Source organism: Streptomyces sp. NPDC026522, assembly GCF_055567555.1.
Window position 1 is genome coordinate 1 of sequence record NZ_JBVHQF010000010.1, and the last position, 25554, is coordinate 25554.

At 71.6% G+C, this 25554-nt stretch carries 27 protein-coding genes; 20 read left to right on the forward strand and 7 right to left on the reverse strand.

Going from position 1 to position 25554, the window contains the following annotated elements:
- The first annotated feature begins 168 nt into the window (after positions 1 to 168).
- From ACZ4M3_RS24690 to ACZ4M3_RS24735, 10 genes are all read left to right on the forward strand, one after another.
- The gene (locus tag ACZ4M3_RS24690) at positions 169 to 822 is read left to right on the forward strand and encodes an HAD family hydrolase (RefSeq protein ID WP_467736056.1); all 654 of its coding nucleotides are present in this window, start codon (positions 169 to 171) and stop codon (positions 820 to 822) included.
- Positions 823 to 900: 78 nt separating this feature from the next.
- Positions 901 to 1485, forward strand: coding sequence for a hypothetical protein (locus tag ACZ4M3_RS24695; protein ID WP_467736058.1), 585 nt, complete (start codon positions 901 to 903; stop codon positions 1483 to 1485).
- A 23-nt stretch (positions 1486 to 1508) separates the two neighbouring features.
- Positions 1509 to 2339: a DUF5995 family protein gene (locus ACZ4M3_RS24700; RefSeq protein WP_467736060.1), complete on the forward strand. Its 831-nt coding sequence runs from the start codon at positions 1509 to 1511 to the stop codon at positions 2337 to 2339.
- Positions 2340 to 2545: 206 nt separating this feature from the next.
- Positions 2546 to 3775 (forward strand): MFS transporter, encoded by a 1230-nt coding sequence (locus ACZ4M3_RS24705; RefSeq protein WP_467736062.1) that lies wholly within the window; start codon positions 2546 to 2548, stop codon positions 3773 to 3775.
- Positions 3747 to 4895, forward strand: coding sequence for an acetoin utilization protein AcuC (locus tag ACZ4M3_RS24710; RefSeq protein WP_467736534.1), 1149 nt, complete (start codon positions 3747 to 3749; stop codon positions 4893 to 4895). The genes ACZ4M3_RS24705 and ACZ4M3_RS24710 overlap by 29 nt, the downstream gene beginning before the upstream one ends.
- A gap of 91 nt (positions 4896 to 4986) precedes the next feature.
- Positions 4987 to 5817 carry a phosphatase gene (locus ACZ4M3_RS24715; protein ID WP_467736064.1) on the forward strand — a complete coding sequence of 277 codons (831 nt, stop codon included), beginning with the start codon at positions 4987 to 4989 and terminating at the stop codon, positions 5815 to 5817.
- Positions 5818 to 5931: 114 nt separating this feature from the next.
- The gene (locus ACZ4M3_RS24720) at positions 5932 to 6141 is read left to right on the forward strand and encodes a helix-turn-helix domain-containing protein (RefSeq protein ID WP_008738568.1); all 210 of its coding nucleotides are present in this window, start codon (positions 5932 to 5934) and stop codon (positions 6139 to 6141) included.
- A gap of 140 nt (positions 6142 to 6281) precedes the next feature.
- Positions 6282 to 6380, forward strand: a complete 99-nt coding sequence (locus tag ACZ4M3_RS24725; protein WP_003948845.1) for a 30S ribosomal protein bS22 — start codon at positions 6282 to 6284, stop codon at positions 6378 to 6380.
- A 95-nt stretch (positions 6381 to 6475) separates the two neighbouring features.
- A complete protein-coding gene (locus ACZ4M3_RS24730) occupies positions 6476 to 7549 on the forward strand; it encodes an NAD-dependent epimerase/dehydratase family protein (protein ID WP_467736066.1) in 1074 nt (357 codons plus the stop codon).
- Positions 7549 to 8544, forward strand: coding sequence for a lysophospholipid acyltransferase family protein (locus ACZ4M3_RS24735; protein WP_467736068.1), 996 nt, complete (start codon positions 7549 to 7551; stop codon positions 8542 to 8544). Before ACZ4M3_RS24730 ends, ACZ4M3_RS24735 begins: the two co-directional genes overlap by 1 nt.
- 102 nt (positions 8545 to 8646) lie before the next feature.
- On the opposite strand, the gene ACZ4M3_RS24740 is transcribed toward ACZ4M3_RS24735, so the two are convergent.
- The 3 genes from ACZ4M3_RS24740 to ACZ4M3_RS24750 all read right to left on the reverse strand — a co-directional run bounded on the left by ACZ4M3_RS24740 (position 8647) and on the right by ACZ4M3_RS24750 (position 12189).
- Positions 8647 to 9852 carry a DUF5667 domain-containing protein gene (locus tag ACZ4M3_RS24740; RefSeq protein WP_467736070.1) on the reverse strand — a complete coding sequence of 402 codons (1206 nt, stop codon included), beginning with the start codon at positions 9850 to 9852 and terminating at the stop codon, positions 8647 to 8649.
- 222 nt (positions 9853 to 10074) lie between these two features.
- Entirely contained in the window at positions 10075 to 10884 is an 810-nt protein-coding gene (locus tag ACZ4M3_RS24745) for an ECF subfamily RNA polymerase sigma factor, BldN family (RefSeq protein ID WP_467736072.1), read from the reverse strand.
- Positions 10885 to 11214: 330 nt separating this feature from the next.
- Positions 11215 to 12189 carry an HAD family hydrolase gene (locus ACZ4M3_RS24750; protein ID WP_467736074.1) on the reverse strand — a complete coding sequence of 325 codons (975 nt, stop codon included), beginning with the start codon at positions 12187 to 12189 and terminating at the stop codon, positions 11215 to 11217.
- A gap of 123 nt (positions 12190 to 12312) precedes the next feature.
- Here ACZ4M3_RS24750 and ACZ4M3_RS24755 point away from each other — a divergent pair, with 123 nt between their 5' ends.
- The 8 genes from ACZ4M3_RS24755 (at position 12313) to ACZ4M3_RS24790 (ending at position 20070) form a co-directional block, all read left to right on the forward strand.
- Complete coding sequence (locus ACZ4M3_RS24755) at positions 12313 to 12591, forward strand: glutaredoxin family protein (RefSeq protein WP_399279136.1); 279 nt, start codon at positions 12313 to 12315, stop codon at positions 12589 to 12591.
- A 273-nt stretch (positions 12592 to 12864) separates the two neighbouring features.
- Entirely contained in the window at positions 12865 to 13719 is an 855-nt protein-coding gene (locus ACZ4M3_RS24760) for a redox-sensing transcriptional repressor Rex (RefSeq protein WP_467736076.1), read from the forward strand.
- Positions 13716 to 15521: a glutamyl-tRNA reductase gene (locus ACZ4M3_RS24765; RefSeq protein WP_467736078.1), complete on the forward strand. Its 1806-nt coding sequence runs from the start codon at positions 13716 to 13718 to the stop codon at positions 15519 to 15521. Before ACZ4M3_RS24760 ends, ACZ4M3_RS24765 begins: the two co-directional genes overlap by 4 nt.
- Positions 15518 to 16486 carry a hydroxymethylbilane synthase gene (hemC, locus tag ACZ4M3_RS24770; protein WP_467736080.1) on the forward strand — a complete coding sequence of 323 codons (969 nt, stop codon included), beginning with the start codon at positions 15518 to 15520 and terminating at the stop codon, positions 16484 to 16486. Before ACZ4M3_RS24765 ends, hemC begins: the two co-directional genes overlap by 4 nt.
- Positions 16483 to 18150, forward strand: a complete 1668-nt coding sequence (locus tag ACZ4M3_RS24775; RefSeq protein WP_467736082.1) for a bifunctional uroporphyrinogen-III C-methyltransferase/uroporphyrinogen-III synthase — start codon at positions 16483 to 16485, stop codon at positions 18148 to 18150. The genes hemC and ACZ4M3_RS24775 overlap by 4 nt, the downstream gene beginning before the upstream one ends.
- Before the next feature lie 146 nt (positions 18151 to 18296).
- Positions 18297 to 19298, forward strand: coding sequence for a porphobilinogen synthase (hemB, locus tag ACZ4M3_RS24780; protein WP_361313015.1), 1002 nt, complete (start codon positions 18297 to 18299; stop codon positions 19296 to 19298).
- 83 nt (positions 19299 to 19381) lie between these two features.
- Positions 19382 to 19741, forward strand: coding sequence for a hypothetical protein (locus tag ACZ4M3_RS24785; RefSeq protein WP_467736084.1), 360 nt, complete (start codon positions 19382 to 19384; stop codon positions 19739 to 19741).
- 56 nt (positions 19742 to 19797) lie between these two features.
- Entirely contained in the window at positions 19798 to 20070 is a 273-nt protein-coding gene (locus ACZ4M3_RS24790; protein WP_136216588.1) for a DUF1876 domain-containing protein, read from the forward strand.
- Here ACZ4M3_RS24790 and ACZ4M3_RS24795 read toward each other — a convergent pair.
- The gene (locus ACZ4M3_RS24795) at positions 20052 to 20294 is read right to left on the reverse strand and encodes a DUF397 domain-containing protein (RefSeq protein WP_467736086.1); all 243 of its coding nucleotides are present in this window, start codon (positions 20292 to 20294) and stop codon (positions 20052 to 20054) included. The two genes, ACZ4M3_RS24790 and ACZ4M3_RS24795, sit on opposite strands and share 19 nt — an antisense overlap.
- Positions 20291 to 21115: a helix-turn-helix domain-containing protein gene (locus ACZ4M3_RS24800; RefSeq protein WP_467736088.1), complete on the reverse strand. Its 825-nt coding sequence runs from the start codon at positions 21113 to 21115 to the stop codon at positions 20291 to 20293. Before ACZ4M3_RS24800 ends, ACZ4M3_RS24795 begins: the two co-directional genes overlap by 4 nt.
- A gap of 112 nt (positions 21116 to 21227) precedes the next feature.
- Between ACZ4M3_RS24800 and ACZ4M3_RS24805 the strand changes: the two genes are divergently transcribed.
- Positions 21228 to 21629: an ATP-binding protein gene (locus ACZ4M3_RS24805; protein WP_467736090.1), complete on the forward strand. Its 402-nt coding sequence runs from the start codon at positions 21228 to 21230 to the stop codon at positions 21627 to 21629.
- Here ACZ4M3_RS24805 and ACZ4M3_RS24810 read toward each other — a convergent pair.
- Positions 21626 to 22615, reverse strand: a complete 990-nt coding sequence (locus ACZ4M3_RS24810; protein WP_467736092.1) for a LysR family transcriptional regulator — start codon at positions 22613 to 22615, stop codon at positions 21626 to 21628. The genes ACZ4M3_RS24805 and ACZ4M3_RS24810 overlap by 4 nt on opposite strands.
- 70 nt (positions 22616 to 22685) lie before the next feature.
- Between ACZ4M3_RS24810 and ACZ4M3_RS24815 the strand changes: the two genes are divergently transcribed.
- Positions 22686 to 23627, forward strand: coding sequence for an NAD-dependent epimerase/dehydratase family protein (locus ACZ4M3_RS24815; protein ID WP_467736094.1), 942 nt, complete (start codon positions 22686 to 22688; stop codon positions 23625 to 23627).
- A 26-nt stretch (positions 23628 to 23653) separates the two neighbouring features.
- Here ACZ4M3_RS24815 and argS read toward each other — a convergent pair whose 3' ends face one another.
- Positions 23654 to 25426: an arginine--tRNA ligase gene (argS, locus tag ACZ4M3_RS24820; RefSeq protein WP_467736096.1), complete on the reverse strand. Its 1773-nt coding sequence runs from the start codon at positions 25424 to 25426 to the stop codon at positions 23654 to 23656.
- Positions 25427 to 25554: the final 128 nt, after the last annotated feature.

Genomic DNA, 25554 nt, shown 5'->3' on the forward strand with positions numbered 1-25554 from the left:
GGGAGAGTAGGACGCCGCCGAACAATCATTGTGGGAAAGCCCCGCACCAGCCCTTCACGGGCATGGTGCGGGGCTTTTCTGCGTTCACCGGCCGACAACCGTAAAAAGTCCTACGGATGCCCGGCATGGGTCGCGTGGCCGCCGAGCCACGACTCGTAGGGTGGTCGTATGGGCTATGACCTCGTCATCTTCGACAACGACGGCGTGCTGGTGGACAGTGAGCCGCTCGCCAATCGGATTCTCGCCGGCTACCTCACCGAGCTCGGGCACCCGACCTCGTACGACGAGTCGCTCCGCGACTACATGGGCGGCGCCGTGCACCGGGTGCACGATCTCGTGCTGGAGCGGACCGGGCAGCGGTTGCCCGAGGAGTTCGACGAGATGCTGCACTCGCGGACGTTCGAGGCGTTCGCCCGGGAACTCCGGCCCGTCGACGGGGTGGAGGAGGTGCTCGGGGCGCTGACCGCGCACGGGATCGCCTACTGTCTCGCCTCCTCCGGGAGCCACGAGCGGATCCGGGTCGGGCACCGGGCCGCCGGCATCGACGGGTGGTTCGAGGAGGAGTGGATCTTCAGCGCGCAGGACGTGGGCCGCGGCAAGCCCGCGCCCGATCTGTTCCTGCACGCCGCCGACCGGATGGGCGTGGCACCGGCGCGGTGCGTGGTCGTGGAGGACAGCCCGCTCGGGGTCGCGGCGGCCGTGGCCGCCGGAATGGAGGTGTACGGGTTCACCGGGATGATGCCCGCCGACCAGTTGGCCGGGGCGACGGCCTGCTTCGGCGAGATGAAGGACCTGATCCGGTTGCTCGGCATCGAGGAGTGACCGAGCGTTTTCGGCGCTGCCTCGTGCCGGGGCGGTCCAGGGCCAGCATTTACAAAGCGTAATGATACGCTACGTACCGTGACAATGGAGCCCGAGGGCATCTCTCGACAGCGCACGACCGCGCCCAACCACGTCTATTACTTCGACATCGGGACCGGCACCTGGCATGGAAAAGCCACCTTCCGGGTCACTTCCTGGCGTCGTCTCGTGCGCAGCCGCATCGGATTGACGAACAAGTTGCTCGCCACCGCCATGCACACCATCGAGCTGCTCGCCGGCGCGCCACGGCAGAGTTCGACGATCGTGGCGAAGCCGGACGAGGGCGAGTTCGGCCAGGCCGACAATGTGGTCAGGATGTCCAAGTTCGGCGTGACCCTCTACCTCTTGGAAGAGCAGTACGTACTGGACAGCAACGGGACCGGAGTCACTGTCCGCGCGAAGGAGAGGCTCGGCCCTGTGCCGGGCCTGCTCACGCGGGCCTTCACCTACTCTGCGGAAATTCGCGACGAAGGCATGGCCGCGACCTACCACATGCCGTTGCTCGAAACCCCTTGGACAGCGGACTATCAGGTATCACCCGACCGCCAGAGCCTCTTCGCGGAATTGGTGTGCGACTGGGGCAGGGCGACCGAGGAAACCCGCCGAATCAGCGCGCCGGCTTAGCGGGCGGCAGGGACGTACCCCCGATGACCGCCGAGTCCATGCTCCCCGCCGAAAAGGTCACCCTGGTCGCCGGATTGCTTGCCGACCGGGTCAGGCAGTACGACACCACGCACGATCGCCGGGCGGCGTTCGCCTACACCTACTACCGCCTCACGACGACGCTCGCCACCGCCCTGGACACCGGCAGCCCCGCGTTCAACGACCCGCCGTGGGTCGCCGAGCTGTGTGAGACGCTCGCGTCGGCCTACTTCGCCGCGATGGACGGCATCGACGCATGGCTGGCAGGACGACCCGGTGGCTCCGCGGACGAAGTCCGGCCCAGTGACCTGCCGGACTCCATCCCTCAACCATGGCGAGACGTCTTCGCCGCTTCGAGTGTCCCGCGCTCGTACACGCTGGAAGACGTGCTCTTTTCCATGATGGCGCACATTTCGTACGACTTGCCGGGAGCACTGCGGCGCATGGCGACGTCCAAGGGCGACCGCAGCCACATCGCGGACTTCCACCGCATGAACGACGTGCTGGGGTCCTGTATCGACAGGGTCCAGGACGACCTTTCGTCCAGGTACATTCATGGGCTCAGCTCTTTGGACAGGCTGTTCACCCGTAGTGACGAGCTGTTGACCAATTACGGGATCCGGGTCGCACGGGGCTTGGCCTGGTTCAACTGCGACAGACTGTTGGACCCGGATGCGACCGAGGAAGCGTCGCGGTCGATCGGCAGGAGCACCGGCGCGCTCATCTCCGAAGTCCGCTCCCCCGGAGACTGGAAGCTGCGCGCCGGCCTGTGGATCCTGCGCAGGTTGATTCCCGAACGCCGGCACTGGCCCGCGGCGAATACGCCCATCGCGTAGTACCGCGCGACTGAAGGCCTGGCGGATCCTCCACCGGGCCGGGTGCAGCCCGAGCCGTTTCACATCAATCGCCGCCGCCATCCTCACCCTGGAGGGGCAGCGCTGAAAACGCTCACTCACGGGTGACCGATGACGATGACCGGCTCGCGATTTGGGTGTGTGATCGCTCTACCCACAGGTAGCCCGGCGCCCTACGCTGAGCCGCCATGACAGATGACGTGCGGCTGCGCCGTGGCCGGTTGTCCCTCGGGTTCAGTTTCTTCGTGCAGGGCGTGACCTTTGCCCTCCTCGTGACGCGGATCCCCGCCATTCAGGACCAGTACGGGATATCCGACGGGCTGCTGCCCGCCTTCCTGGCCGCCGTGCCCGTCCTCGCCGGGGTCGCCAGCGTCGTGACCGAGCACCTGGTGAAGCGGGTCCGGCCCAGCGTGGTCCTGCGGTGGGCCCAGCCGCTGGTGCTGCTCGCCCTCCTCGGTGTCGGGGCCGGCGATCAGTTGTGGCACGTGGCCCTGGCGCTCGGCGCGTTCGGGCTGTCGGTCGGGGCGCTCGACGCCTCCATGAACATGCTGGGGGTGAGCCTCCAGCGCACGTACGGCCGCAGCATCATGCTCGGGTTCCACGCCTCGTACAGCCTGGGCGGGATCCTCGGGGCCTCCGCCGCGTGGGCGGGGGCCCATTGGCATCTGGGGCTCTTCGTGAGTTACCTGCCGGCCGTCGTCCTCCTGCTGCCGGCGGTCGTGGCCGGGAGCCGGTTCTACGTGGACCAGGGCGGCCCGGGTCCGGGCGGGGAAGCGGGCAAGGGCTTGGGGGCCGGCGGGTTCGGACTGTTGCTGCCGCTGTGCCTGGTGATGGCGTGCGCGTACATCGGGGACTCGACCGTCTCCAACTGGAGCGCCAAGTACCTCCAGGACGTGCTGGGGAGTTCGGAGCAGCTGGCGACCGTCCCGTACAACGTGTACATGGTGACCACGCTGCTGGGGCGGGCCGTCGGGGACCTGGGCGTGCGCCGCTTCGGGCCGGTCGCGGTGGTGCGGGCCGGGACGGTGGTCGCGGCCGGCGGGTTCGCGGTGGTGGCCGCCGCGCCCGGGGCGTGGACGGGGATGCTCGGGTTCACGCTGCTGGGGATCGGGCTGTGCGTGATCGTGCCGCAGACCTTCGCCGCCGCGGGGAGGCTGTTCCCCGGGGCGTCGGACACGGCCATCGCCCGCCTGAACATCTTCAACTACGTCGGTTTCCTGGTCGGTTCGCCGCTGGTCGGCGGGATCGGGGACGCCTGGAGCTACCGCGGGGCGATGCTGGTACCGATGGTGCTGGTGTTGGTGACGCTGTTCTATGCCCGTTCCTTCGGGGTCGTCGGCGCCCGATACGGTGTCGGGCATGAGCGGCGAGCCGGTGACCGGGTTGTTGATGTGGGACGAGGCGGTAACGAGGTATGACTTCGGGCCGGGCCATCCGATGGACCCGGTGCGCCTGGCGCTGACCATGGGGCTGGTGCGGGCCTTCGGGCTGGACCGGGCCATGGAGGTGCGGGCGGCCCGCGCGGCGGGGGATTCGACGCTGCGGCTCGTCCACCGGGAGGACTACGTCGCCGCGGTACGGGAGGTGTCGGCCGATCCCGGCCTGGCCGACGGTTCGTACGGGCTCGGGACCGTCGACGACCCGGCCTTCCACGGGATGCACGAGGCGTCGGCGCTGATCGCCGGGCAGTCGGTGGCGGCGGCGGAGGCGATCTGGCGCGGGGAGGCCGGTCACGCGGTGAACTTCGCGGGCGGGCTGCACCACGCGATGCCGGGCGGCGCGGCCGGGTTCTGCGTGTACAACGACGCGGCGCTGGCGGTCGCCCGGCTGCTGGAGCTGGGCGCGGAGCGCGTCGCGTACGTGGACGTGGACGTGCACCACGGGGACGGGGTGCAGGCGGCGTTCTGGGACGACCCCCGGGTGCTGACGGTGTCCCTGCACGAGCATCCGCGGACGCTGTTCCCGCAGACCGGGTGGCCGCAGGAGACGGGCGGACCGGCCGCCGAGGGTTCGGCGGTCAACGTGGCGCTGCCGGCCGGGACGGGGGACGAGGGCTGGCTCCGCGCCTTCCATGCGACGGTGCCCGAGCTGCTCGCGGACTTCCGGCCGCAGGTACTGGTGTCCCAGCACGGGGCCGATACCCATTTCGAGGATCCGCTGGCCCATTTGGCGGTGTCGTTGGACGCGCAGCGGGCCGTCCAGGAGGGGTGTCACCGGCTGTCCCACGAGTACGCGGACGGCCGCTGGCTCGCCCTGGGCGGGGGCGGTTACGCGGTGGTGGACGTCGTGCCGCGCTCCTGGACCCACCTGGTGGGGATCGCGGCGCACCGGCCGGTCGATCCGGCCTCGGCCGTGCCGCCGGAGTGGCGCAGCGAGGTGTACGCGCGGACCCGGCAGCCGGGGCCGGCGCGGATGACCGACGGCCGGACGGTGGGGTGGCGGGACTGGGAGGCGGGCTACGACCCGGCGGACAGTACGGATCAGGCCGTCCTGGCGACGCGGCGGGCGGTGTTCCCGGTGCGCGGGATGCTCGTGTAGGGGGTGCGCGGGGCGAAGCATCGTTACGCCAACGGTGGGGCGGTTCGGTGGAATTGGTGAGGGGCCGGGGCGGGTGCGGCAGCATCGGAGGGTGTTGAGCACCGGCGCGCTGCGTGCGCATCTGCTGGCTTCCCGGTTGGCCGGGCCCGTCGCCACCTCGCGTGAGGAGAGCCTGCGCAGTTACAGACTGTTCGCGGCGCGCGATCCGCGGGTGCTGCTGGGGCTGGAGCCGGAGCGGTGCTGGGGTGAGGGGGAGCTGCTGCGGCTGATGGCGGACCGGTGCGGGGTCTCCGCGGACCCGTCGCACGTCAGCGGGCCGGACGTGATCGATCCGGAGCGGACGCTGGCCGGGCTGGAGGCCTTCGCGGCGCGGCTGCGGGAGGTGGCGCGGGCGCGGTCGCCGGTGTTGTTCGGGACGGGTCATCCGCACCGCCTCCTGGGGTTCTACGCCAGTTTGGCGCGGGCCCTGTCGGCGGCGGGCTGTGTTGTCCTCACCCCGGCGCAGGGGGTCCGTGTCGACATGGCGACCCGGTTCGGCGTACGCGGGCACCGCATCGATTACGTACGGGGGGTCGCACTGGTGCGGGAACCCGGCGCGCGGCCACCTGCGAGTGTCACCGGCGCGCACACCCATTCGCCGCTGCCGGTTCGGATCGCGCTGGGGGCGTTGGCGGACGCGGGCGGGCCGTTGCCGGAACTGGTGGTGGGGGACCACGGGTGGGTCTGCGGTGCAGGTCAGTTGGGTGTGGCGGCGATCGGGCTGGCGGATACGGACGATCCCGCGCTGTTCGTCGGGGAGGCCGAGGGGCGGGTCGCGGTGGCGGTTCCGCTTGATGACGGGGTGCGTGCGGATTTCTACCGGCCCCTCACGCGGTACGTCGTGGACCGGGCCGGTCTGCCGTGGCGTCAGGAGTGGCCGTAGCTCCTCTTCCCCACTCGTATCACACGCCCCTACTCTGGGGAGTGAGCGTGCGACGACGGGGCGTAACCGGAGGGGAAGCCGGTGCCCGTCATGCGCGGAAGGTCAAGGTGTGTCATGGCTGCTGGCGAGAGGCCTCTCAGTGAGGTTCAGTTCCTGACCGTGGCGGAGGTCGCCTCGGTGATGCGAGTGTCGAAGATGACCGTGTACCGCCTGGTGCACAACGGTCATCTGCCCGCCATCCGGGTGGGCCGGTCCTTCCGGGTCCCCGAGAACGCGGTTCACGAGTACCTCCGAGAGTCCTATGTGGGGGTGGAGTCGGCTTGAGATGACTCTCGGGTTGCCCTCGGATTACAAGCTCAGAGCTCGGGCGGGTAGGCTAGGCCGACGTAGGTCGTGTGGGCCCAGACGCCCCGCACCGATCCCCGCTGGCGCGGGGATGTTCCGAGAAGTGAGCGAGGGTAGTCGTGGGCTCTGTTATCAAGAAGCGGCGTAAGCGGATGGCCAAGAAGAAGCACCGCAAGCTGCTCAAGCGCACCCGCGTCCAGCGCCGTAACAAGAAGTAAACGGCAGCTGTACGTGTTCTCCGCAGCCCCTCCACCATCCTGGTGGAGGGGCTGCGGTGTAGCCGGGGGACTTCTTCGAGGGAGGCGCTGAACTCGTGGGCAAGGTCGTTCTCGTCACTGGTGCTGCCCGGCAGCTGGGGGGCCGCTTCGTGCGGCGCATCCAGCGGGAGCCGGATGTCGAGCGGGTGATCGCGGTGGATTCGGTGAGTCCTCCGCACCGGCTCGGGTCGGCCGAGTTCGTGCGTACGGACATCAGACGCTCGGCCATCGCCCGGGTGCTCGCCGAGCACGCCGTCGACACGGTGGTGCACCTCGCCGTGACGGGAGGCAGCGCGGGCAGCGGCGGTGCGCGCAGCGCCGTGAAGGAAACGAACGTCATCGGGACGATGCAGCTGCTCGGCGCCTGCCAGAAGTCCCCGACGCTGCGGCGGCTCGTGGTGAAGTCCAGTACCAGTGTGTACGGGGGCACCTCGCGCGATCCGGCCGTCTTCACCGAGACCACGCAGCCGAAGTCGCTGCCCGCGGCCGGCTTCGCGAAGGACGCGGTGGAGGTCGAGGGATACGTACGGGGCTTCGCGCGCAGGCGGCCGGACGTGGCGGTGTGCGTGCTGAGGTTCGCGAACATCCTGGGGCCCTACGCGGATTCGGCGCTGGCCGAGTACTTCTCGATCCCGGTGATGCCGACCGTGCTGGGGTACGACCCGCGGCTGCAGTTCGTCCACGAGGACGACGTGGTGGACGTGCTGCGGCTGGCGGCCGGCGAGCCCGAGCGGGGGACGCTGAACAGCGGTACCTTCAACATCGCGGGCGACGGGGTGCTGCTGCTGTCGCAGTGCGCGCGGCGGCTGGGGCGGCCGACGGTGCCGCTGGTGATGCCCGCGGTGACGTGGGTGGGGTCGGCGCTGCGGGCGGTCGGGGTGACGGAGTTCTCGCCCGAACAGATCCGGCTGCTGACGCACGGGCGGGTCGTGGAGACCACGCAGATGCGGTCCACCCTAGGGTTCGAGCCGATGTACACGACCGCCGAGACGTTCGCGGACTTCGCGCGGAGCCGGGGAAGCGGGCTGCTGCCGCCGGAGCGGGTGGGGCGGGCCGTGGACGGGGTGGCCGGGATGCTGAACGCGGATCTGTCGGGTGTCGGGCCGGCGGCTGAGGGAGCGGAGCGATAGTGGCGGACGCGAAGGTCATCCCCTTCGACGAGGAGCGGCCGCGGCGGCGGCCGTCGCGGCGGGTCCGGGTGGCGCAGCCGGCCGGGGAGCCGGTGGTGCAGCCCGTACCGGAGCCTGCCGTGGCGGGCGCGGGCGCCGGGGCCGCGGGCCGGCCGGGTGACTGGGACCGGCGGATCGCCGGCGGGCTGGCTTTCCTGCGCAGGCGGATCACCGGGGAGTACGAGGTCGACGACTTCGGCTACGACAAGGAGCTGACGGACCAGGTCCTGATGTCCATGCTGCGGCCGCTGTTCGACAAGTACTTCCGGGTCGAGGTCAAGGGCATCGAGAACATCCCGAAGCAGGGCGGCGCGCTGATCGTGGCGAACCATTCCGGGACGCTGCCGCTGGACGGGCTGATGCTCCAGGTGGCGGTGCACGACCACCATCCGGCGGAGCGGCACCTGCGGCTGCTGGCCGCGGACCTGGTGTTCATGCTGCCGGTGGTGAACGAGCTCGCGCGCAAGGCCGGCCACACGCTGGCGTGCGCGGAGGACGCGCAGCGGCTGCTGGAGGCCGGGGAGCTCGTCGGGGTGATGCCGGAGGGGTTCAAGGGGATCGGGAAACCGTTCGGGGAGCGGTACAAGCTCCAGCGGTTCGGGCGGGGCGGGTTCGTGTCGACGGCGCTGCGGGCGCGGACGCCGATCGTGCCCTGTTCGATCGTGGGGGCGGAGGAGATCTACCCGATGGTCGGCAACGCGAAGACGCTGGCGCGGCTGCTGGGGGTGCCGTACTTCCCGGTGACTCCGACGTTCCCGTGGCTGGGGCCGCTCGGGATGGTGCCGTTGCCGACGAAGTGGACGATCCAGTTCGGGGAGCCGATCTCGACGGAGGGGTATCCGGCGGAGGCGGCGGAGGATCCGATGCTGATGTTCAACCTGACGGACCAGGTGCGGGAGCAGATACAGCACACCCTGTACCGGCTGCTCGTCCAGCGGCGGTCGGTCTTCTTCTGAGGGCGGCCCTTCTGGGGGCGGCCCTTAAGGCAGGCCCGGGCCCGGTCCCGGGGTACGGGGCAGCGGTGCCCGGCGGACGATTCCGCCGGGCACCGCTGCGCGCTATTCGGCGTCTTCCGCCTTGATGCCGAGGCCGGGGAGCAGGCCGGGCAGGAGCGGCGGAAGGGTGATGTCCGGCTGGGGCTGTGCCGGGGCCGCTCCCGAGGGGGGCGGCGTGGCCTGACCCTCTGCCGGCGGGTGGAGCAGATCGCCGGTGCCACCCAGCAGCCCGCCGGAGGACGGGGGCTTGGAGGCCGCTGACGGGGGCGCGCTCGGGGGGGACGCCGCCGGGTGGCCTGCGGGGGGCTCGGGCTGCTGCTTGCCGGGGGAGGCGCTGGGCTTCGCCTGGCCGCCCGTGGACCCGCGGGACTGCTCCGGGGGCTTGGGCAGCAGGTTCTGGATGGGCGCCACGTCTTCGTCTATGGCCTGGAAGACCGACTCGACCTGCCCTCCGACGTCGGTGAGCTGCGCCGGGAGCTTTTCCCGGAGCTTGCCCCACGCGTCCCGGTGGGAGCGGGAGAAGGAGGACAGCATCTGCATCGGGCCGAGCGAGCCGTCCCGTTCGTAGGCCGCCTGGAGCAGCCGGTGGCCCTCCGCCGCGTCGTGGCTCATGCCCGCCAGGGCCCGGCGGATCGCGCCCAGGGACTCGTGGTCCAGGACGCCGGTCCGGCCGCGCTCCATGAGCCTGCGGGCCTCCGAGAGCCGGTTCGAGGCCTGGTCGAGGTAGAGCTCGCCCCGGTCGGAGTCCTCGTCGGCCATGCCCAGCTTGAGGTCCTCCATGCCCAGCTTCACGGGGTAGAGGGAGTCACCGGGCAGGGCGTCGGTGCTGGCAGCGGCCACTCCGCCGAAGGCCCCCGCGGCCACACCCACGGTGAGGCCGCCCGCTGCGATGCCCTTGGACCAGCGGGAGCGGGGCCGCATCTTCCGGAGCGAGGTCGCCCGGTGGGCGCCGCGGCCGGTCCGCTGTTCGGGCACCAGAGGGTCCGGTGCGGCACTGCCTCCGGCCCTCTCTTCCTTCACCAGGGCCTCCATGGCGGCGACGAGCTGTGCTCGTTGCACCACTTTGACCTCGGGGTCCAGCACCGGGCGCGGCATTCTTTCGCCGAGCGCGTTCGCCAGGGCCAACAACCGGTCGTGGTCGGCAGGTTCGGCAGGTGCCTCGGACTGCTCGGCCGCCGGGTCCGGTTCCGAAAGGTCGGACGGGGTCCGCTCCTCCAGGGCCTGGGCGAAGGCGTTCGCCCGCCGGTGCGGAGTCACGTTCGCGATCACTGGCGGCACCTCCTCTCGTCATGACGATCGACTCCCCCAGGTGTCCGGAAGGTTGCCTTCCTTGAGCACATCCACACTTTCGAGTGAGCGGCTTCGGGCAGGGCGTGTCCACAGGGAGCCTGCATTCCGCACAACGAGCGGCGCGGCACTTGGGTTACGGACGAAGGATGATCGGACCACAGCGGCATCGGAGTCATCAACGGGATCGGTGGCGGGAGGCGGTCAGCGGGCGTCGTCCGGGAGGAGGCGGGCCAGGGTGCGGACCGCCCGGTACTGGAGCGTTTTGATCGCGCCCTCGTTCTTGCCCATCACCCGGGCCGTCTCGGCGACGGAGAGGCCTTGCAGGAAGCGCAGGGTCACGCACTCCTGCTGCTGCGGGTTGAGTTTTCGCACCGCCTCCAGCAGGGCCGCGTTGGAGAGGGACTCCAGGACCGAGTCCTCGGGGGACCGTTCCACCTCGTTGGCGTCCAGCATCTCGCCCGTGGTCACTTCCAGGCGGAAGCGGCTGGACTTGAAGTGGTCGGCCACCAGGTTGCGCGCGATCGTCACGAGCCAGGCCCCGAAGTCGCGGCCCTGCCAGGTGAAGGTGGAGATGCGGCGCAGCGCGCGCAGGAAGGTCTCGCTGGTGAGATCCTCCGCGGTCGCCTTGCCGCCGACGCGGTAGTAGATGTAGCGGTACACCGTGTCGCTGTACTGGTCGTAGAGCCGGCCGAAGGCCTCGGCCTCGCCGGCCTGGGCGCGTTCGACCAGGTCCATCATGCGGGCCTGGTCGCTGTCCGCGGTGGGGCGGCGGGCGGCGGGCGCGCTGGTGCCGGAGGCGGTGCCCGCACCGCCCGCGCGACCGCGTCTGCCCACCGTCGCTCCGCCGTCGGTCAGGGCGTAGCAAGGACCGGCCGGGCCGAGGCCGGCAGGGACCGCGGCGGCGAAGGCGGGGACGGCGTACGCGGTGGGGACGAAGCCGCGCAGGTGGTCGAGGACCGTTGCGCGCAGCGTAGCCAGGCCCGAGGCGTCAACCCCGACAGGTGGGTACACGGGACTCCCAGAGGCAGAGCTTCCATCACGTGCAGTGCGGGACCGTTCACCCGTCGTGGCGACAGATGGGCGGTGGCATGCGTTTGAGGAGAATAACGCTTCGTACAGGCAGCGCTACACCCAGTTGCTCAAATCACCGGTTCCGACACTTCTGTTGCGTACCCAGGGCATATTCAGTCGCAGTTGGTGATCGGTTCTTGATCGGTTGGGTACGCGGAATGGGCGCTTCCACTGTGCTGCGCGACCGAGTCGGGCATGCCGGAGTGCCGCGCCGACGGCGCGGGTAAAGGTGCGGGGTTGCGCGCGCGGTCCACCGCGGGCGCGCCGGGGCTACTTGCGGCGGCGGTGCAGGGCGATGGCGGCGGCCGTGCCGCCTGCGATCGCGCCGACGCCCGCGGCTGCCGGGACGCCGACCTTCACGGCCTTGCGGCCGGTTCGATAGTCGCGCAGGCGCCAGTCGTGGGCCTGGGCGTGCTTGCGCAGTTTTGTATCGGGATTGATCGCGTACGGGTGTCCGACCAGCGACAGCATCGGAATGTCGTTGTGCGAATCGCTGTAGGCGGCGCAGCGTTCGAGATCGAGTCCCTCGGCGGCGGCCAGGGCGCGCACCGCCTCCGCCTTGGCGGGGCCGTGCAGCGGCTCGCCGACCAGGCGGCCGGTGTAGATGCCGTCGACGGACTCGGCGACGGTGCCCAGGGCGCCGGTCAGGCCGAGGCGGCGGGCGATGATCGTGGCGGTCTCCACGGGGGCGGCCGTCACCAGCCACACTTTCTGGCCGGCGTCGAGGTGGGCCTGGGCCAGGGCGCGGGTGCCCGGCCAGATCCGCTCGGCCATGTACTCGTCGTAGATCTCCTCGCCGATCGCCATGAGTTCGCAGACCTTGTGGCCCTTGACGATGGACAGCGCGCTGTCGCGGGCGTCCTGCATGTGCTCGGGGTCCTCGACCCCGGCGAGCCGGAACCAGGCCTGCTGCCAGGCGAAGCGGGCCAGTTCGCGGCGGCGGAAGAACTCGCGCTTGTAGAGGCCGCGGCCGAAGTGGAAGATCGCGGCGCCCTGCATGACGGTGTTGTCGAGGTCGAAGAAGGCGGCGGCGAGGTCGTCGCCCCGCACGGGGAACTCGGCCTCGGCGGGCTTCTCGGCGGGCTTCTCGGGGGACTTCTGCGGGGCCGCCTGTGGTGCTCCGGTGAGCGGCGGCGCGTCGTCCTGCGCGCTCTTGCGCGCGGCCTCGGCCGAGGCCTCGCCTGCCAGCACGCTGCGCGCGGTGGCGGAGCGCCTACGGGGGGTGAGCCATCCCAGAGCGGCCATGACGCGAGCATAGCCACTGTGTTCGGGAGTTCCCGAACCGAGGAGGAACGCGGGCGTGAACTCTTCGGAACGGGCGCCTCCCCGCCCGTCGGCGGTTCCCGCGGGGCGCGGGACAATGAGGACATGAGTCCTCTGTTGCGCCGCAAGGAGAAGAAGCGTCCCGAGGAGCGGCTGGTCACGCTCATCGGGAAACCGGGATGCCATCTGTGTGACGACGCGCAGGAGGTGGTCGAGAAGGTCTGCGCCGAGACCGGCGCGCGGTGGGAGAAGAAGGACATCTCGCAGGACGCGGAGCTGTACCGGCTGCACTGGGAGCAGATCCCCGTGGTGCTGGTGGATGGTGAACAGCACACCTTCTGGCGGGTGAACCCCGAGCGGCTGCGCCGGGCGTTGGAGAGCTGACCGTCCGGCCGGTTACCATCATGGGCGATTTGTGGGGGCTCGGGGGCGTATCGATGAGGAGTGTGTACGGTTTTGCCCCCCTCCGGAATTGAACGGGTTCGGCCCGTTCCCGGTTCCGCCCGTTGGCGCCCGGAGCGCGTGACCCCGGTCACTTTGGTCGGACAAAGCGGACACAATCTTTGTGCACGCGTTCACAAAGACATAGCCTGCTTCCGACGGGGCGGTCTTGGGACAAGTGACCGCCTGCAGCCCCGCTCATCCCGCAGGAGCATCGTGGCAACTGGCCGAACTCACCGACCGGCGACCCGCAGCCGAGGTATTCCCGAGGCCACTGTCGCCCGGCTTCCGCTGTACTTGCGTGCCCTCACCGCGCTCTCCGAGCGATCGGTGCCCACGGTGTCCTCCGAAGAGCTCGCCGCCGCCGCCGGGGTGAACTCCGCCAAGCTCCGCAAGGACTTCTCCTACCTCGGCTCGTACGGCACGCGCGGGGTCGGCTACGACGTCGAGTACCTCGTCTACCAGATCTCCCGCGAGCTCGGGCTGACCCAGGACTGGCCGGTCGTCATCGTCGGCATCGGCAACCTCGGCGCGGCCCTGGCCAACTACGGCGGTTTCGCCTCGCGCGGGTTCCGGGTCGCGGCGCTGATCGACGCCGACCCGGCGATGGCGGGGAAGCCGGTGGCCGGCATGCCCGTGCAGCACACCGATGAGCTGGAGAAGATCATCGAGGAGAACGGGGTCTCCATCGGGGTCATCGCCACCCCGGCGGGCGCGGCGCAGCAGGTGAGCGAGCGGCTCATCGCGGCGGGCGTCACCTCCATCCTGAACTTCGCGCCGACCGTGCTGTCCGTGCCGGACGGCGTGGACGTGCGCAAGGTCGACCTGTCGATCGAGCTCCAGATCCTGGCGTTCCACGAGCAGCGCAAGGCCGGCGAGGAAGCGGCGGCCGCCGCGGGCTCCGCCGGCGACTCCGGTACGGGCGCGGTCGCTTCGGGCGCGGCCGTGAACCCGGTGACCGCTGCCGCCGGCCCGGTGACCGCTGCCGCGAACCCGGCTGCCGCCTCCGCCGCCTCCGCCGTCCGCAAGGGCGGCCCCGAGGGTGACGTTCCGGCGGTGATGCCGGCATGAGTCTGCTGGTCGTAGGGCTGAGCCACCGCAGCGCGCCGGTGAGCGTGCTGGAGCGGGCCTCGCTGTCCGCCGACGCCAAGGTCAAGCTGCTGCACGACACCCTCGCGGCCGAGCCGGCGACGGAGGCGACGGTGCTCGCCACCTGCAACCGCATCGAGCTGTACGCGGACGTGGACAAGTTCCACGCCGGTGTGGCCGAACTGTCGACGTTGCTGGCGCAGCACAGCGGGGTGGCCCTGGAGGAGCTCACCCCGTACCTCTACGTGCACTACGAGGACCGGGCGGTGCACCACCTGTTCTCGGTGGCGTGCGGGCTGGACTCGATGGTGGTCGGCGAGGGGCAGATCCTCGGACAGATCAAGGACGCGCTGGCGCTGGGGCAGGAGCAGCACACCGCGGGCCGGCTGATCAACGACCTGTTCCAGCAGGCGCTGCGGGTCGGTAAGCGGGCGCACTCGGAGACCGGGATCGACCGGGCCGGGCAGTCGCTGGTGACGTTCGGGCTGGAGCAGCTGTCCATGGGCGCCGAGGTCTCCGCGTGGGCGGCGGGCAAGCGGGCGCTGGTGATCGGCGCCGGGTCGATGTCCTCGCTGGCGGCGGCCACGCTCGCGCGGGTCGGCGTCGCCGAGATCGCCGTGGCGAACCGGACCGCGGAGCGGGCGGAGCGTTTGGCCGGGATTCTGGTTGCCTCGGGCACCGGGGTGCGGGCGCGGGCCGTGACGATGGCCGCTGTGCCGGGTGAGTTGGCGCGGGCCGACGTCGTCGTGTCCTGCACGGGCGCGACGGGGCTGGTGCTGACCGCCGACGACGTGCTCGCCGCCGCTTCCCGGGGCGCTGCCCCGGACCCCGCGCCTCAAACGCCGGCGGGGCTGGATGGGCGGGGCGGCGCTCTGGCCGTCGCGCCTCAAACGCCGGCGGGGCTGGATGGGCGGGGCGGCGCTCCGGCCGTCGCGCCTCAAACGCCGGCGGGGCTGGATGGGCGGGGCGGCGCCCTGGCCGTCGCGCCTCACGTGGCGGACGTGGCCGGGCTGGACCGGGACGTACTCGCCCGGCTGGTCGCCGCCGCCGAAGGCGGCCGGCGCCTCGCCGACGCCGGGGCGGCGCGGGTCATCACCAGTGCTCCGGCCGAGCCCGACGGGTGCCCCGTGGGTCCCGACGGGCGGTCCGCGCTGACCGGGGTCGACGCCAGCTCCCTTGAGCTGCACGGCACCTGGGCCGACCAGGGCGAGGCCGCCGCGCACCGGCAGCCCCGCAAGGGCGCCCGGAGCCAGGTCGACGTCCGGCCGGTCCGGCTGGCGCTGCTCGACCTGGCCATGCCGCGCGACATCGACGCGGCCGTGCACCGGATCCCCGGGGTGCGGCTGGTCGACATCGAGTCGCTCGCCGAGGCCTCGGCGGACGCCCCGATGGCGGCCGACGTCGACGCGGTGCGCGCGATCGTCGCCGAGGAAGTGGCGGCCTTCGGCGCGGCGCAACGGGCCGCGCACATCACGCCCACCGTCGTCGCGCTGCGCGCCATGGCCGCCGAGGTGGTGGCCATGGAGGTGGCACGGCTCGACGGCCGCCTGCCGGATCTGGACGAGCGCCAGCGGGCCGAAGTGACGCAGACCGTGCGGCGCGTCGTAGACAAGCTCCTCCACGCGCCGACCGTGCGCGTCAAGCAGCTCGCGAGCGAGCCCGGCGGCGCCGGGTACGCGGAGGCGCTGCGTGAACTCTTCGACCTCGACCCTCAGACGGTGGCCTCCGTCAGCCGGGCGGACGCGGCCGATCCGAAGAACGACGACCCAGGACGGGCATCATGAACACACGTCCCGACCAGCCCCTCCGGCTTGGCACGCGACGCAGCAAGCTGGCCATGTCCCAGTCCGGGCACGTCGCCGAGGCGGTACGGGCGGTCACCGGCCGGCCCGTCGAGCTCGTGGAGATCACGACTTACGGTGACGTGTCCCGGGAGCACCTCGCGCAGATCGGGGGCACCGGCGTATTCGTCACCGCCCTGCGGGACGCGCTGGCCCGGGGCGAGGTGGACTTCGCCGTCCACTCGCTGAAGGACCTGCCGACCACGCAGCCCGCGGAACTGGTGATCGCGGCGATGCCGAAGCGGGAGGACGCGCGGGACGCGCTCGTCGCCCGGGACGGCCTGACCTTCGAGCAGCTGCCCGACGGCGCCCGGATCGGCACCGGTTCGCCGCGCCGCACGGCGCAGCTGCACGCGTACGCCAAGAGCCTGGGCAAGGTCATCGAGACCGTGCCGATCCGCGGGAACGTCGACACCCGGATCGGGTACGTGCGCGCCGGTGAGCTCGACGCCGTGGTCCTGGCCGCCGCCGGCCTGAACCGGATCGGCCGCGGCGACGAGGCCACCGACCTGCTGTCCGTGGACAACGTGCTGCCCGCACCCGGCCAGGGAGCCCTGGCCGTGGAGTGCCTCGCGTCGGACCCGGCCCTGATCGCCGCCCTCGCCGAACTCGACGACCCGTTCACCCGGGCCGCCGTGACCGCCGAGCGGTCCCTCCTCGCCGCCCTGGAGGCCGGATGCAGCGCCCCCGTGGGCGCGCTCGCCGACCTGCTGGCCGACGGGCAGATTGTCAATGAGATGCGCCTGCGCGGAGTCGTCGGAACCCTCGACGGCTCGACGCTGGTGCAGCTGTCCACCACCGGTCCCGTGCCCCAGTCTTACGACGAGGCCATGGCGCTCGGCCGCGAACTCGCGGACGAGATGCTGGCCAAGGGCGCGGCCGGTCTGATGGGGGAGCGATCGCTTTGAACCCCTCAAGTCCCACTCCCTCCGCTTTTGCGGCGGTCGCCGCCCACGGGCACGTCACCTTCCTGGGCGCCGGCCCCGGTGACCCGGGTCTGCTGACGCTGCGCGCCGTGGAGGCGCTCGCCTCGGCGGACGTGCTGATCGCGGAGCCCGAGGTGCTGGAGGTCGTCCGTACCCACGCGCGCGCGGGTGTCGACACGCCGCAGCTGACGATCGCTGACGAAGTGTCAGCAGCCGCCGGGGTGCCGGTGATCCGCGACGCCACCAATCTTGTCATGGAGGCCGCGCGGTCCGGCAGGCGGGTCGTGCGTGCCGTCACCGGCGACCCCGGGCTCGACGGCAACGCGGCCGAGGAGATGCTCGTCTGCGCCACCGAGGGGATCCCCTTCGAGGTGGTGCCCGGTGTCGCGACCGCCGTCGGCGTGCCCGCGTACGCCGGTGTGCCGCTGCGCGGCCAGGGCGGCGCGGACGTGCGCTTCCTGGACGCCCGGACCGCCTCGGCGCGCTGCTGGAGCGAGGTCGGCGCCAGCGACGGCGTCCTCGTCGTCTCCGCGACGCTGGAGACGGTGTCGGCGGCCGCCGCCGAGCTGGTGGGCGCCGGGCGCAAGCCCGACACCCCGCTGACGGTGACCGTGGCCGGTACGACGACCCGGCAGCGGACCTGGAGCGCGACGCTGGGTTCGATCGCGCAGGTCTTCAAGCAGGGCAAGGTGCTCCCCTCGCCCGAGGGCGCGCGGCCCGTCATAGCCGTGGTCGGCGAGCACGGCGCCACCGCGCGCCGCGAGGACCTGGCCTGGTTCGAGTCGAAGCCGCTGTTCGGCTGGCGGGTGCTCGTGCCGCGCACCAAGGAGCAGGCCGCCTCGCTCTCCGACCAGCTGCGTTCGTACGGCGCGGTGCCGCACGAGGTGCCGACCATCGCCGTGGAGCCGCCGCGCACCCCGCAGCAGATGGAGCGGGCCGTCAAGGGCCTGGTGACCGGCCGCTACGAGTGGATCGCGTTCACCTCCGTCAACGCGGTGAAGGCGGTGCGGGAGAAGTTCGAGGAGTACGGGCTCGACGCGCGCGCCTTCGCCGGCATCAAGGTCGCCGCGGTGGGCGAGCAGACCGCCGCCGCGCTGGTCGAGTTCGGCGTGAAGCCGGACCTCGTGCCGAGCGGCGAGCAGTCGGCCGCCGGACTGCTGGACGACTGGCCGCCGTACGACCCGGTCTTCGACCCGATCGACCGCGTCTTCCTGCCGCGCGCCGACATCGCGACCGAGACGCTGGTCGCGGGCCTGATAGAGCTCGGCTGGGAGGTCGACGACGTCACCGCCTACCGGACGGTGCGCGCGTCGCCGCCGCCGGCGGACACCCGTGAGGCGATCAAGGGCGGCGGCTTCGACGCCGTTCTCTTCACGTCGTCCTCGACGGTGCGCAACCTCGTCGGGATCGCCGGCAAGCCGCACAACGTGACGGTGATCGCCTGTATCGGCCCGGCGACGGCCAAGACGGCGGAGGAGCACGGCCTGCGGGTCGACGTGCTGTCGCCGGAGCCGTCGGTGTCGAAGCTGGCGGAGGCGCTGGCCGAGTACGGGGCCGCGCGCCGCGAGGCGGCCAAGGAGGCCGGCGAGTCGGTGTACCGGCCGAGCGAGCGCCGCCCGGGCGCGCGCCGCCGCCGTACCACCTGAGGGCGGCCGTAGGACTCGACGGGGCCCGGACGCGATGCGTCCGGGCCCCGCGGCGTACCCGGGGTGCGGTGCGGCGCGGGGGTGCGGGCGGGTACGGCCTACGCTGGTTCCCGACTGTTCTCGATGCTCGAAGAGGCGACTACAAGATGAGCACGTACGGATCCTTCCCCGGCTCGCGCCCCCGCCGGCTGCGCACCACCCCGGCGATGCGGCGGATGGTCGCGGAGACCCGCCTGCACCCCTCGGACCTGATCCTCCCCGCCTTCGTGCGCGAGGGCATCAGCGAGCCCCTGCCCATCTCGGCGATGCCGGGCGTGGTCCAGCACACCCGCGACACCCTGCGCAAGGCCGCCGTGGAGGCGGTCTCGGCGGGCGTCGCGGGGATCATGCTGTTCGGTGTCCCGGCGGACGAGAACAAGGACGCGCTGGGCACGGCGGGCACGGAGCCGGACGGCATCCTCCAGGTCGCGATCCGCGACGTGAAGGCGGAGGTGGGGGACGATCTGGTGATCATGTCCGACCTGTGCCTGGACGAGTACACCGACCACGGCCACTGCGGTGTCCTGGACGAGCACGGCCGCGTCGACAACGACGCGACGCTGGAGCGGTACGCCGAGATGGCGCAGGTCCAGGCCGACGCGGGGGTGCACGTGGTCGGGCCCAGCGGGATGATGGACGGCCAGGTCGGGGTGATCCGCGACGCGCTGGACGAGACCGGGCACGAGGACGTGTCGATCCTGGCGTACACGGCGAAGTACTCGTCGGCGTTCTACGGTCCCTTCCGCGAGGCCGTCGCCTCCTCCCTCCAGGGCGACCGCAAGACCTACCAGCAGGACCCGGCGAACGCCCGCGAGTCCCTGCGGGAGCTGGCCCTGGACCTGGAGGAGGGCGCCGACATGGTCATGGTCAAGCCCGCGGGCCCCTACCTGGACATCCTGTACCGGGTCGCGCAGGCGGTGGACGTGCCGGTGGCCGCGTACCAGATCAGCGGCGAGTACGCGATGGTCGAGGCGGCGGCGGAGAAGGGCTGGATCGACCGCGACCGCGCCGTCATGGAGACGCTGCTCGGCATCAAGCGGGCGGGCGCGGACACGATCCTCACGTACTGGGCGACCGAGGTCGCGCAGTGGCTGGGCCGGGAGCGCTGAGGGGTCCCCACCTGGGTAGCCTCGCCCGCCGGATGAGTACCGGCACTCATGCGCGGGCGGCGCGGCGGTGGCTGGATGGGGGCATGACGCAGAACGCCGCCACCGCCACCGCCGCCCCCGACCGCCGCGCCTTCGTCGCGCCGCTCGTGGCGACCCTGATCACGCTGCCGCTCGGCCTGGTGGCGCTGTTCTTCGCCGGGATCAGCCCGATGGCTTGCGATTCCTGCAACGGCGACGAGGCGCACCGGTTCGACGACAGCTTCGCCGCCGCCTTCACGGTGTTCCAGGCCGGCCTGGCCGTGGCGCTCGGCCTGCTGGTGACCGCCTGGGTGCTGCCCTGGCAGCGCCGGCACGCCGCGAAGCGCGTGCTGCTCGCCGCGCTCGCGCCCGCGGCCGTCCTCCTGGCCTGGGTCCTCTTCTACGGCATGGTCGACTGGCCGTAGGCCGAGCGGTGGGCGCACCCTGGAGGGAAGAGGTCGACCTCTGGAGGTGATGCCTCATGGCCACGCTCGCCGGGTGGCACGTGGAGATGGAATTCACCGAGGAGGGCCACCGCACCAGCGCGGCAGCCCTGCTCAGGCTCATGGACGGCACAGAACTGCGGGCGCGCGGCTACGCCATGCGCCATCCGTCCGACACGGACCAGCTCCGGGTCGGTGAGGAGATCGCGGGCGCACGGGCGCTCATGGATCTCGCGTCGCAGCTACTGGACAAGGCCCACACCGAGATCGACGCGGAGTCGGGCCGGCACTCCTACCCGCTGACCCAGTGAGCGAGGCGGGTCCAGGTAGCCGGTGAGAGGGTGAGGACGGGACCGTGCGGGACCTTCGAGTCCCGCACGTGTACCTGGTCGGCGGGGCAGGTGGCCATCTCGACGCACGCACCGCCCTCGTCACCGCTGTAGCTCGACTTGCGCCAGGCGACGGCAACTTCGAGGCAGGCGCCGCCCTCGCTGCCGCTGTAGCTGGACTTGAACCACACGAGTTCGGTGCTCATTGCTCTCCTAGCAGCCGGTCCAACAGGGCCTTCGTCTCCACGAAGTTGAGGGCCTGTGACCGCAGCATCGCATACTTCTGCGTGAGGATGCTGACCTCGTTGGGGTCCCGTACGAGGATGCTGCCGCGCTGGGTCTCCGAGTACGCGAGGTGCTGGTGCTCGGGGGTTTCGAGCAGGATGAACGGGCCGTTGAGACCCGCGTGGGCGGTGCTGCCCAGGGGCAGCACCTGGATGGCGATGCCCGGCCGGTCCGCGCAGGCGCGCAGGTGCCTGAGCTGCTCCCGGTAGACCTCGTCGCCGCCGATCCGGTCGCGCAGGGCCGCCTCCCAGATGACGAAGCTGAGGGTGGGCGGGGTGGGGCGGCGCAGTATCTCCTGGCGCTTGATCCGCAGGGCGGTCTGGAGCTCGATCCATTCCTCGCCCGCGTACGGGACGCGGCAGCTGAGCACCGCGCGGGCGTAGGCCTCGGTCTGGAGCAGCCCCGGCACGGTCATCGTGTCGTACCAGGACAGCGCCAGGGCCTCCCGCTCGCGCTCCATGTACTCCTCGGCCCAGGCCGGGATGGTGTCGACCTCCGGCAGCCGGTTCGCGGCGACCGTCAGCAGGCCGGGGAGGCCGAGGATCCGGTCCATCCGCTCGGCGACGTCCGGCATCAGGACGCGCCTGCCCTGCTCGATGGAGGCCAGCGTCTCGACGTCTATGACGACGAGTTCGGCGAGGGCGCGCTGGGTCAGTCCTTTGGCTACGCGGGCGACGGCGACGAGCTCACCGACCATCTTCATGGTCGTCGAGTTCGGCCGGGCCCTCTTCCTTGGTGGCATGAAAGTGAACTCCCCACCTGTGCACGAGTGATAGCCGTGACAACCCGTACTCAGTGAGGAGTACGGGTCGGTCGCCTCTGTGACGCTAGTCACAGACCGCGACGCTCGTCAGGTGAACGTGACGAATGAACCCGCCCTCGTGCGGGACCGGTTCTATCCGCGCAGCCGTCAAACCGTCGCCGCAGCCAGGCACTTCGCGGCCGAGACCCTGGACGCGTGGGACGCCGGGGCCCGGCTGGACGACGTGTTGCTCTGCGTGAGCGAGCTGGCCACCAACGCCCTGCTGCACGGCGTGCCCCCCGGCCGGGGCTACCGCCTGCGGCTGTTCCGCTTCGACGGCGTCGTCCGGGTCGAGGTGCACGACAGCGGCGGCGGCCGCCCGCGCATCGCGGACCGCGACGCCGCCGCCGAACGGGGCCGGGGGCTGCTGCTGGTCGCGGCCGTCGCCGACCGCTGGGGCGTCGGCCTGCGCAGCCCCGGCAAGACGGTGTGGTGCGAGCTGGACACTCCTTAGCCCCGCCCCCGCTCCCCGACCCGGCGGTGCCCAGCGGAACGTTCGCCGCGCGACCCGGGACCCGACGCCCCCGGTCGGGGCCACGCGGGCGCCGCCGCCCGGTTCCGCAGGGCGCGGATCAGGGTGGTGAGCTCCGGCTGGTCGCGGTGGTGGCCGAGGGTGGCGACGCCGATGTGCCGGGTCGGGGTCGGCGCCTCGACCGGGACGGCGCGCAGGCCCGGTACCGGCGGGGCCAGGGCGATGGACGGGATCAGCGAGAGGCCGAGGCCCGCGGCGACGAGGGAGCGGGCGAAGAAGTAGTCGGTGGTGGTGCCGCGCACCTGGGGGTCGAAGCCGGCGCGCTCGGCGTACCGGCGCAGGTACGCCTCCGTCTTGAGGCAGCCGAGCACCCAGGGCTCGTCCGCCAACTCGGCGAGGTCGAGCGCCGCGCGGTCCGCCAGACGGTGCTCCTCGGGCAGGACCACGTACAGCGGGTCCGCCATGAGGGGCGTCCATTCCAGGGCGGGGCTGCGGCCGGTGCGTCCGGGCAGCGGGCCGTCGAAGCGGTAGGCGAGCGCGAGGTCGACGGCGCCCCGGCGGACCAGGGCCAGGCTGTCCTCGGGCTCGTCCTCCCTGACGTGGACCACCGTGTCGGGGTGGGTCGCCATCAGCTCGGTGAGGGCGCCGGGGAGCAGGAGCCGGCCGCCGCTGGTGAAGGTGGCGATGGCGAGCCGGGTGCGGCCCGTGCCGAGCCGGTCGACCTGCTGTCGCGCGCGGGTGAGTTCGGCGGCGACCGACTCGGCCGCGCCGACCATGATCCGTCCGGCGGGGGTGAGGGTGACCCCGCGCGTGCTGCGCGCGACGACCGGCGCGCCCAGGCCGCGCTCCAGGGCGGCCACCTGCTGGGAGACGGCCGAGGGGGTGAGGCGCAGGGCCGCTGCCGCCCGGTTGAAGCTGCCGTGCTCCGCCACCGCCCGCAGGACGCGGAGCCGTTGCACATCGATCAACAGTTTTCCTTAATACGCGGGTACCAAGTGGGCACTTCTGCCGGGGGCGGTACGTCTTCAGGATGGCGGCATGCACACGACTCACAGGCAACAGGTCTGCGTCATCGGCGGAAGCCGGTACTTCGGGAAGCTCCTGGTCGAGCGGCTGCAGGCCGCCGGACACCGGGTCACGGTGGTCAACCGCGGCTCCGCCCCGCCGCCGGCGGGCGTGGAGCACCTGGTCGTGGACCGCGACGACGAGGCCGCCCTCACCGCCGCGCTCGGTGACCGCACCTTCGACGTGGTGGTCGACCAGGTCTGCTACACCCCCGTGCAGGCCGCGATCGCCGTGCGCGTCTTCGCCGGGCGCACCCGGCGGTACGTGATGACGTCCACGATCGAGGTGTACGACCCGGCCACTGCCGAACCGGGGGCGCTGGCCGCCGTCGCGCCCGGTACGCCGGTCGCGGAGGACGTCGTGGACCCGGCCGGCTGGCCGGTACGCACCGACCTGCCCTGGCACGACGCGGCCCACCGGGAGGCGCACTACGCCGAGGGCAAGCGCCAGGCGGAGGCGGTCTTCAGCCGTGGGGGCCGGTTCGACTTCGCCTGCGTGCGCAGCGCCCACGTACTCGGCGGCGGCGCCCGGGAGTTCACCGGCCGCCTGGCGCACTACGTCGAGCAGGTCACCCGGGGGCGGGAGATCGCCGTGCACGCCGGGGCGCGGCCCACGGTCTTCATCCACTACCGGGAGCTGGCCGAGGTGCTGCTGTGGGCCGCGACGGCCACCGCGTTCACCGGGCCGGTGAACGCCTGCTCCGACGGTCTGCTCGACGTACGCGACCTGGTGGCCGTGATCGCCGGGCAGACCGGGGGCAGGCCCGTGTACCGGACCGTCGCGGCGGGCGGGGTCGCGTCACCGTTCTCCTTCGAACGGCACTACGCCATGGCCAACGACCGGGCGCGGGAGTTGGGCTTCGCCTTCTCCCGCACGGCCGACTGGCTGCCCGGCGCCGTCGCGGAAGCGCTCTGAACGGCCCCGTAGGCCCGCCCCGTCCGTCAGAGGCGCTCGGGGGTGCGGATGCCGAGGAGCGCCATGCCCTTGGAGAGGGTGCGGGCGGTCAGGTCGCAGAGGAAGAGGCGGTTCTCCATCTGCTCCGCGGTGTCGGCCTTGAGGACCGGGCACTGGTCGAAGAAGGTCGAGTAGAGCGTCGCCAGCTGGAAGAGGAACGCCGCGACCTTGTGCGGGGCGTACTCGGCGGCCGCGTCCGCGACGACCTCCCCGAACTGGTCGATGTGCAGGCCCAGCGCCCGCTCGGCCGGGGCCAGGGCCAGCTCCGGGTGCGCGACGGGCCGGACCTCGCCCGCCTTGCGCAGGATCGAGCGGTTACGGGCGTACGCGTACTGGAGGTACACGGACGTGTCACCGGTCAGCGACACCATCTGGTCGAGGTCGAACTTGTAGTCGCGGCCGGCGGAGGTGGAGAGGTCCGCGTACTTGACCGCGCCGATGCCGACGTACTGGCCGTTGGAGACGATCTCCTCCTCGGTCAGGCCGATCTTCTCGCTCTTCTCGCGCACGACGGCGGTCGCCCGCTCGACGGCCTCGTCCAGCAGGTCCACCAGGCGGACGGTCTCGCCCTCACGGGTCTTGAACGGCTTGCCGTCCTTGCCCAGGACGGTGCCGAAGGCCAGCTGGACGGCCTTGACCCCGTCGTTCAGCCAGCCGGCCCGGCGGGCCGTCTCGAAGACCATCTTGAAGTGCAGGGACTGGCGGGCGTCCACCACGTAGATGAGGGTGTCGGCCTTGAGCTCGCCCACCCGGTTGCGGATCGCGGAGAGGTCGGTCGCGGCGTAGCCGAAGCCGCCGTCCGACTTCTGGACGATCAGGGGCGTCGGGTTGCCGTCCGGGCCCTTGTACTCGTCGAAGAAGACGCACAGTGCGCCGTTGGAGCGCACGGCGACGCCCGAGTCCTCCAGCAGCTTGCAGGTCTCGGCGAGCATGTCGTTGTAGCCGGACTCGCCGACGACGTCCGGGTCCTGGATGTCCATGTCCAGCTTGTGGAAGACGGAGTAGAAGTAGATCTTCGACTCGTCCACGAACCGCTGCCACAGCGCGAGGGTCTGCGGGTCCCCGGCCTGGAGGTCCACCACCCGGGCGCGGGCCCGCGTCTTGAACTCCTCGTCGGAGTCGAAGAGGGCGCGCGAGGCCTTGTAGAGGCGGTTCAGGTTGGACATGGCCTCCTCGCCGGAGACCTCTTCGCCGCCGTCGGCCTTGTGGTCCAGCTCGTGCGGGTGCTCCAGGAGGTACTGGATGAGCATGCCGAACTGGGTGCCCCAGTCGCCGATGTGGTGGCGGCGGACCACCTTCTCGCCGGTGAACTCCAGGATCTCGACCATCGCGGCGCCGATCACGGCGGAGCGCAGGTGGCCGACGTGCATCTCCTTGGCGACGTTGGGCTGCGCGTAGTCGATCACCGTGGTGCCGGCGTTCGCGGCGTACGGGACGCCGAGGCGGTCGTCGGCGGCGCGGGCGGCCAGCGTCTCGATGATCGCCCGGTCGCTGATCGTGATGTTGAGGAAGCCGGGGCCGGAGACCTCGATCTCCTGGATCAGGTCACCGGTGGGGATCGCGCCGACCACGTCCGCCGCCAGCTCGCGCGGGTTGGCCTTGGCCTTCTTCGCGAGCGCCAGGATGCCGTTGGCCTGGAAGTCGGCCCGGTCGCTACGTCGCAGCAGCGGGTCGCTGGCACCGGCCTCCGGCAGGGCGGAGGCGAGGGCGTCCGCGACGCGCTGGTTGACGGACGAAGCGAGGGAAGGGACCGAGGCCATGAGCTGCCGTTCCTGTGAGGTCGCGCCCGGGGGCACGCTGGGAGGTGAACTTGGTTGTTCCGACAAAGCCCGAGTATCCCACGGGAGGCCCTGCGGTTTCCCGGGAGAAAAGCAACCCCGGAGCGGCC